Here is a 6,087-nt window from a genome sequence, read left to right as displayed (position 1 = left end):
GCACAGGCGGTCACATCGCCGGGGTGGTCAGGTCACTGGGGTGGGGTCGGTTGCGGCACCTGGTTCTGTGGCGGCGGCGACATGGGCGTGGACGGTCAGGGGCGGCAGGCCGGTAGCGGCGGGGGGTTCGACCGGCGCGGAGACGTCGACCTCGACGGTCGCGGCGTCGCGGCGGACCGTCACCGTGGCGTGCGGTGGGACCGCCTTGACCACCAGCTCCCGCACTGCGGCGAGAGACTCGCCGCGTGCCGCCGCCCGCGCACCGGTCCGCGCGGCGTCGACACAGGTGAGCTGGGCCGACGCGACCGCCACGCCCCAGAGCGCGATGGCGGTGACGAGCACCAGGCTGGGCAGTGCCAGCGCCATCTCGGCCGTCACCATGCCCCGGTCACGGGCGCCACGGCCTACCCGGCCATCTGCAGGGCCTTCTTGATGATCCCGGTGAGCATGGTGTGGACCTCCGGACTCGTGACGATCTTGAAGAGCAGGGTCGCGAACGCCGCGGCGGCGATGGTGCCGACGGCGTATTCGGCGGTGGACATTCCTCGGTCTCCGGAAAGGCGTCGCCATCTCCGCACCACCATCTGTTTCGCCCGCATGGGCCCTCCTTGTTCTCCTTGGGGACGCCCGATCGCGTCTGATCCCAGGCTCGGGTGCGGCGGATCCGGTCACCAGGTGAACCGCGTTCTGTGGATAACTCGACGCGGTCACCACGGCAGGAGGATGGTCGAGGCGATTCCGGCGATCGCCGGCACCACTCCGAGCAGGACGAACGCGGGCAGGAAGCACAACCCCAGCGGTGCGAGCGCCCGCACGCCCGCGGCGCGGGCGCGCGCGGCCGCCGCCGTGCGCGCCACGCGCCGCTGATCCCGCGCGAGGCGTCCGAGGGACGGCGCCAAGGCCGCGCCGCTGGAGACGGCCCGAACGGCGGTGCGAGCCAAGGGCGCCAGGACCGGCTCCTCGGTGAGCGCGAGCCATGCGTCCACGGGGTCGGCGCCGAGACGGATCTGGACGGCCACACCGCGCAGTTCCGCACCAAGGGGACCGCCGACCGCGTCCGCGACGGCCTCGACGGCGTCGTGCCAGGGGGCACCGCCACGCAGGCACGCCGCAAGGAGGTCCACGGCAACCGGGAGGTCCGCGATGAGTCGGGCCTGCCGTCGTCGCTGGTCGGCACTTCCGAGCCGCCCGAAGGAGTAACGGACGGCTGCGGCAACGACGACGCCGAGCGCTCCACCCATCAGCCCACCGAAGGCCACCCAGCACAGGACACCGGCCGCCAAGCATGCAGCCCGCCGCAACGTCGCCTCGCGCCGCCCGCTTTCGGCACGCTCCTTGGCGTCCCCGTTCTCGGCATGCCGCGCTTGGGTTGAATCTGAGGCGTCCGGGTCGCGTGTTCGCGGCCTCGGCGGCGCCTGGTCGAACTGCCCACCGAGTCGACGTCCGGCCGCGTTCGCTCCCTGCGGGAGAAGAAAGCCCGACGCCGCCGCGCAGAGCATCACCATGAACATCACCATCGCTCCTCCGTTTCTCATGCCCTCAGCTCGCCGCCGGCCGCCTTCGCGCGATTCGCCTGACTGCCCCTGTCGGGTCCACGCGGCTGTCGTCCGACGTTCCGAAGCCGCCTTGTCGGGTCTTCGGCGGCTGCGGTCCGATGTTCCGAAGCCGCAGCCGTCGGGTCTGCGGCGGCTGCAGCCCGACGTGCTGAAACGACCCGTCCCAGCACTGCTGCGGCAGCCGCTGAGGCGGCGAGTCGCTGTTCCTCCGCCGCACCCGGAACACCGAAGCGTCGTCGCCCTCCCCGGCGCGGGGCGCCACCTGCATCTCGGTCCTTAGCGATCTGCCAGCGGCGCGGCCCGTCGCCCACTCGCGGTGGCAGCGTCCTGGGTGTGAGTGCGGTTCGTCTCGTCCTTGTCAGTGAGCGGCACGGCGGCCACGCTCAACCTCATCGGACGCGTCGCTGCTCCTTCGCCGCACGTGGGGCGCGGCCCTACCCGGTGCGGGGCCGGGCGCTGGGCTGGCTGGTGCTGCTAGTGGATTTGGTCATGGTGAGCGACGCAGCGGTGCGGGACGGCATCATTAGAAGCGTCGCTGCTTCATCTGCACCGCCGCGCTCCTTCGATGCCCTCCCGGGCGCCGGCCACCGAGGCGTCGTCGCCACACTGGCGAGGTCGCCCTGTTGAGCGGCGCCGTTGTCGGGGCTGGTGAGCGTGAGCGACACGGCGGTGGTGGGCCGACCCCCACGAAGCGATTTCCTACTTCATCTGCACTGCCAGGCTCCTTGGATGCACTTGTGGATGTGGGCCACCGAGCGTCGTCGCCACACTGGCGAGGTCGCCCTGTTGAGCGGCGCCGCTGTCAGGGCTGGTGAGCGTGAGCGATGTGGCGGGTGTGGGCCGACACCATCGAGGCGGTTTGCTACTTCATCTGCACTGCCGGGCTCCTTCGGTGCGCTTGTAGGCGTGGGCCACCGAGCGTCGTCGTCATGCTGGCGAGGTTGTTGAGCGGCCGGCCGGTGCCGGTATCGGGGCTTGAGAGGGTGAGCGCGGCGGGGTTAGGACGGCCTCACGGGGCGGTTTGCTGCTTCATCTGCACCGCCTAGCTCCTTCGATGTGTCAGTGGGGGGCACCGAGGCGTTGTCGCAGTGCTTGCGACGTCGCTTGCTGTGCGGCTGAGGGGTGCCGTTACCGGGGGAGGGTGAGTAAGGCGTGGGCATGGCCAGCTCGTAGGGCGGGTCGCTGCTTCTGTCGGCGTTGCCAGGGCCTTTTTGTGCGCCTGGGATCTGGGGCATCGAGGCGGGGTGGGTTGTTGGTGGCGTCGGGGCGTTCTGGACGGTGTTGCTGGTTGTCGGGGGAATGGTGCGGCGGTCGCGGCTCGGTCTCACGGAGTGTGACGCTGGTGCGTTGGCGCGGGCCTTTGGTGCGTCTGAGGGTGTCGCGGTGGCGTTGGATTGGTGGCGGGGGCGGGTTGCTGCGTTGTTGGTCAGGTGTGGGTCAGGTGGGTGACTCGGCGGTTCTGGCGAGGTGACGGGTCCAGTAGAGGCCGGTCGCGTTGAAGGCGAGGCCCGTGAACAGGCAGGCGAGGCCGGGGAGGGAGCCGCAGAGGAAGGTGAGGGGATGGGCGCCCAGGGCCGCGGCCATGCCGACGCCCAGGAGCGGGAGCGCGGCGAGGAGGCGGGCCGTGGCGCGGGGGCCGGCCAGCTGGACCGAGACGTCCTGGCGTTGGGCTTCTTCGTCGCGGAGTGCGGCGGCCAGGCCGTCCAGGACGGTGGCGAGGGTGCCGCCGCGTTCGGTGCCGATGCGCCAGCAGGCCGCGAGGAGGCGCAGGCCCTCGGCGCCGGGCTCGCGGGCCAGTTCGGCCAGGTGGTCGGGGATCGACGGGGGCGGGCGGCCGGGCGTGAGGAGTTCCGCGGCCACGTGCGGGTCGAGGACGGCCGCGGACAGCGTGAACGCCTCTTCGGGGGTGCGGCCGGCGGCCAGTTCGGCGGCCATCCCGTCGCACAGCTCGATGATCGAGGTGCGGCGGCGGCCGGGCCGGGTCCGGCGTTCCTTGAGCTCTTCGATGCGGGTGCGGAGGGCTGGGGACAGGGGTGCGGGGGCCGGGTCGGCGATGCGCGCGAGGCGCAGGCCGGCGGGGGACGGGCCGAGCAGCAGCCAGGCGGACGCGGCGGAGAAGAGGACGGCGAGCCCGGACGCGGCGGTCATGGCGTCCACCCCAGCCGGGCCGCCAGGGCGTCGGCTCCCGCGGCGGCGATCGTCTCTCCGGCGGCGGTGAACGTGACGGCGGGTAGGACGCCGACCAGGCCGTCGGCGGCGCGGCGCAGCAGGCACACCTCGGCGACGCGGCGTCGACCGCCGCCGGGTTCGCGGACCAGATGGACGACGATGTCGAGCGCGGCGGCGAGCTGGCTGTGAACCGCTTCACGGGAGAGGCCGGCGGCGCACGCCAGCGCCTCCAACCGGGCCGGGACGTCGGCGGCGGTGTTGGCGTGCAGCGTGCCGCAGCCGCCCTCGTGGCCGGTGTTCAACGCCTGGAGCAGGTCCGCTACCTCGGCGCCTCTGACCTCGCCGACCACCAGGCGGTCCGGGCGCATGCGGAGGGCTTGGCGGACGAGGTCGTTCAGCGTGACGCCGCCCGCGCCCTCCACGTTGGGCGGGCGGGCTTCCAGGCGGACGACGTGGGGGTGCGTCGGGCGCAGCTCGGCGGAGTCCTCGACCAGCAGGAGCCGCTCCCCCGGGTCGGTCAAAGAGAGCAGGCTGCTGAGCAGTGTGGTCTTGCCGGTCCCGGTTCCTCCGCTGATGAGGAACGCGGCGCGGGTCTCGATCAGGGCGGAGAGCAGGGCGGCGCCTTCGGGCGGAACGGTGCCGGTCGCCACGAGCTCACCGAGGGTGAAGGCGCGTCGGCGAGGGAGGCGGAGGGAGACGCAGGTGCCGTTCGCGGCGACCGGCGGGAGGACGGCGTGCAGCCGGATGCCGCCGGGGAGCCGCGCGTCGGCGTACGGGGCCGCGTCGTCGAGGCGGCGGCCCGCGGCGGCGGTGAGGCGCTGGGCCAAGCGGCGCACGGCGGCCTCGTCCGGGAACCGGACGCCGGTGCGGACGAGCCCGTCGCCGGCGTCGATCCACACCTCGCCGGGGCCGTTCACCAGGACGTCCGTGACCTCGGGTGCTCGGAGCAGCGGTTCGAGGGGGCCCGCGCCGACGAACTCGGCGCGCAGCTCGTCGGTGAGTGCGAGGACCTCGCGGTCGCCGAGCAGCCTGTCCTCGGCGCGGAGCGCCGCCGCGACGCGTCCCGCGGTGGCCTCGCCGCCGGCGTCGGCGAGGCGGTCGCGGACGGCGGACGAGAGCCTGGTCATGCCGCCTCCTCGCGGTGGGCGTAGGGCTGCAGGGCCAGGTCGGCGAGGAGGCGGGCGCAGAAGTCGGGGAGGGGGCCGCGGCGGCAGGCGCGGGCGAGGTCGCCCTCCTCGATCGCGGCGGGGAGGCGGCGGTCGCGCTCGTAGACCCCGGCGACGGGGAGGCCGAGCGCCTGCGTGACGGCGCCCGGGGTCAGGCCGCCGGGGGACGGGCCCTGCACGATCAGGCGGAGGTCGGCGGTGTCGCTGCGCAGGGCGGCGGCGAGGCCGTCGGCGGCGACGGTGGCGCGGACCTCGGCCGGGACGAGCAGAAAGGTGACGTCGGCGGCGCGCAGCGCGGCGCGGCCGATGTCGCCGGGGAAGCGGGGCACGTCGGCGATCACCAGGTCGAAGCCGCGGGAGGCGGCGTCGAGCAGGGACAGCACCGCGGCGTCGGCGACCGGGACGGACGCGCCGCGCCGCCACGACAGCACGGACAGGTCGCCGGTGGACGGGAGGGTGTCGCGGAGGGTGGCGGCGTTCAGCCGGCCGTGCCGTTCGGCGAGGTCGGGCCAGCGGGCGCCTTCGTGGCCTTCCAGGCCGAGCATGAGGTCGGCGCCGCCGCCGAGGGGGTCGGCGTCCACGAGGAGGGTGCGCAGTCCGCTGCCGGCGGCGGCGAGGCCGAGAGCAGCGGAAAGGACGCTGGCGCCCACGCCGCCGCGGGAGCCGACGACGCACAGGGTGGTGGCGCGGCCGGCGTCGGGTTCGCTCGCGGCGGCGAACGCGTCGATCAGCCATTGCTCGTGGTCGGGCAGCACGGCCACGTCCTGCGCGCCGATGCGGACGGCCGCCTGGTAGGTCTCGGGCGTGGCGGCGCCGGCGACCAGAACGACGCCGCCGCGGCGGGGCAGGCCGGCGGACGCGACGTCCCCTGCGGCGTCGGCGCCGACCAGGACGAGCGCGGGCCAGGCCCAGGCGGCGCGGGCGTCGGCGGGGGCGGCGACCTCGGCGTGCGCGTCGGCGGCCGCGGCGAGGCGGAGCAGGGCGTCGGCGGTGGCGGGGTCGGCGGTGACGATCAGTGCCGCGATGTTCATCGGTCCTCCTGTGCGTTCAGAGGACTCCAGCGTGCGGCGCCGTGCCGGGCGGGCGGAAGCGTTCCGTGAATTGTGGATAACTCTCCGCGGCCCTCGGGCGGGGCCGGGGGAACGAGGCGGCGGGCGGACGGTGGCGTGGAGGATCTGGACACGCCACCGTACGCC

Annotated in this window: 6 protein-coding genes; all 6 read right to left on the bottom strand. The window is 74.2% G+C overall.

From position 1 onward, the window contains the following. Window positions 1-27 precede the first annotated feature (27 nt). The 6 genes from ABT299_RS50810 to ssd all read right to left on the bottom strand — a co-directional run bounded on the left by ABT299_RS50810 (window position 28) and on the right by ssd (window position 5,922). A complete protein-coding gene (locus tag ABT299_RS50810; protein ID WP_500255254.1) occupies window positions 28-381 on the bottom strand; it encodes a TadE family type IV pilus minor pilin in 354 nt (117 codons plus the stop codon). Window positions 382-404: 23 nt separating this feature from the next. After that, complete coding sequence (locus ABT299_RS50805) at window positions 405-584, bottom strand: DUF4244 domain-containing protein (protein WP_190856140.1); 180 nt, start codon at window positions 582-584, stop codon at window positions 405-407. A 123-nt stretch (window positions 585-707) separates the two neighbouring features. Continuing rightward, window positions 708-1,517: a type II secretion system F family protein gene (locus ABT299_RS50800; protein ID WP_500255253.1), complete on the bottom strand. Its 810-nt coding sequence runs from the start codon at window positions 1,515-1,517 to the stop codon at window positions 708-710. Between the two features lie 1,476 nt (window positions 1,518-2,993). Next, window positions 2,994-3,704, bottom strand: coding sequence for a type II secretion system F family protein (locus tag ABT299_RS50795; RefSeq protein ID WP_500255252.1), 711 nt, complete (start codon window positions 3,702-3,704; stop codon window positions 2,994-2,996). Beyond that, window positions 3,701-4,852 carry a TadA family conjugal transfer-associated ATPase gene (locus ABT299_RS50790; protein ID WP_387032807.1) on the bottom strand — a complete coding sequence of 384 codons (1,152 nt, stop codon included), beginning with the start codon at window positions 4,850-4,852 and terminating at the stop codon, window positions 3,701-3,703. The genes ABT299_RS50795 and ABT299_RS50790 overlap by 4 nt, the downstream gene beginning before the upstream one ends. Then, a complete protein-coding gene (gene ssd / locus ABT299_RS50785; RefSeq protein WP_500255251.1) occupies window positions 4,849-5,922 on the bottom strand; it encodes a septum site-determining protein Ssd in 1,074 nt (357 codons plus the stop codon). The genes ABT299_RS50790 and ssd overlap by 4 nt, the downstream gene beginning before the upstream one ends. Window positions 5,923-6,087 lie beyond the last annotated feature (165 nt).

The organism is Spirillospora sp. NPDC000708, from assembly GCF_040299565.1.
Classification (GTDB): domain Bacteria; phylum Actinomycetota; class Actinomycetes; order Streptosporangiales; family Streptosporangiaceae; genus Spirillospora.
This window is presented reverse-complemented; position numbering and strand designations above follow the sequence as displayed.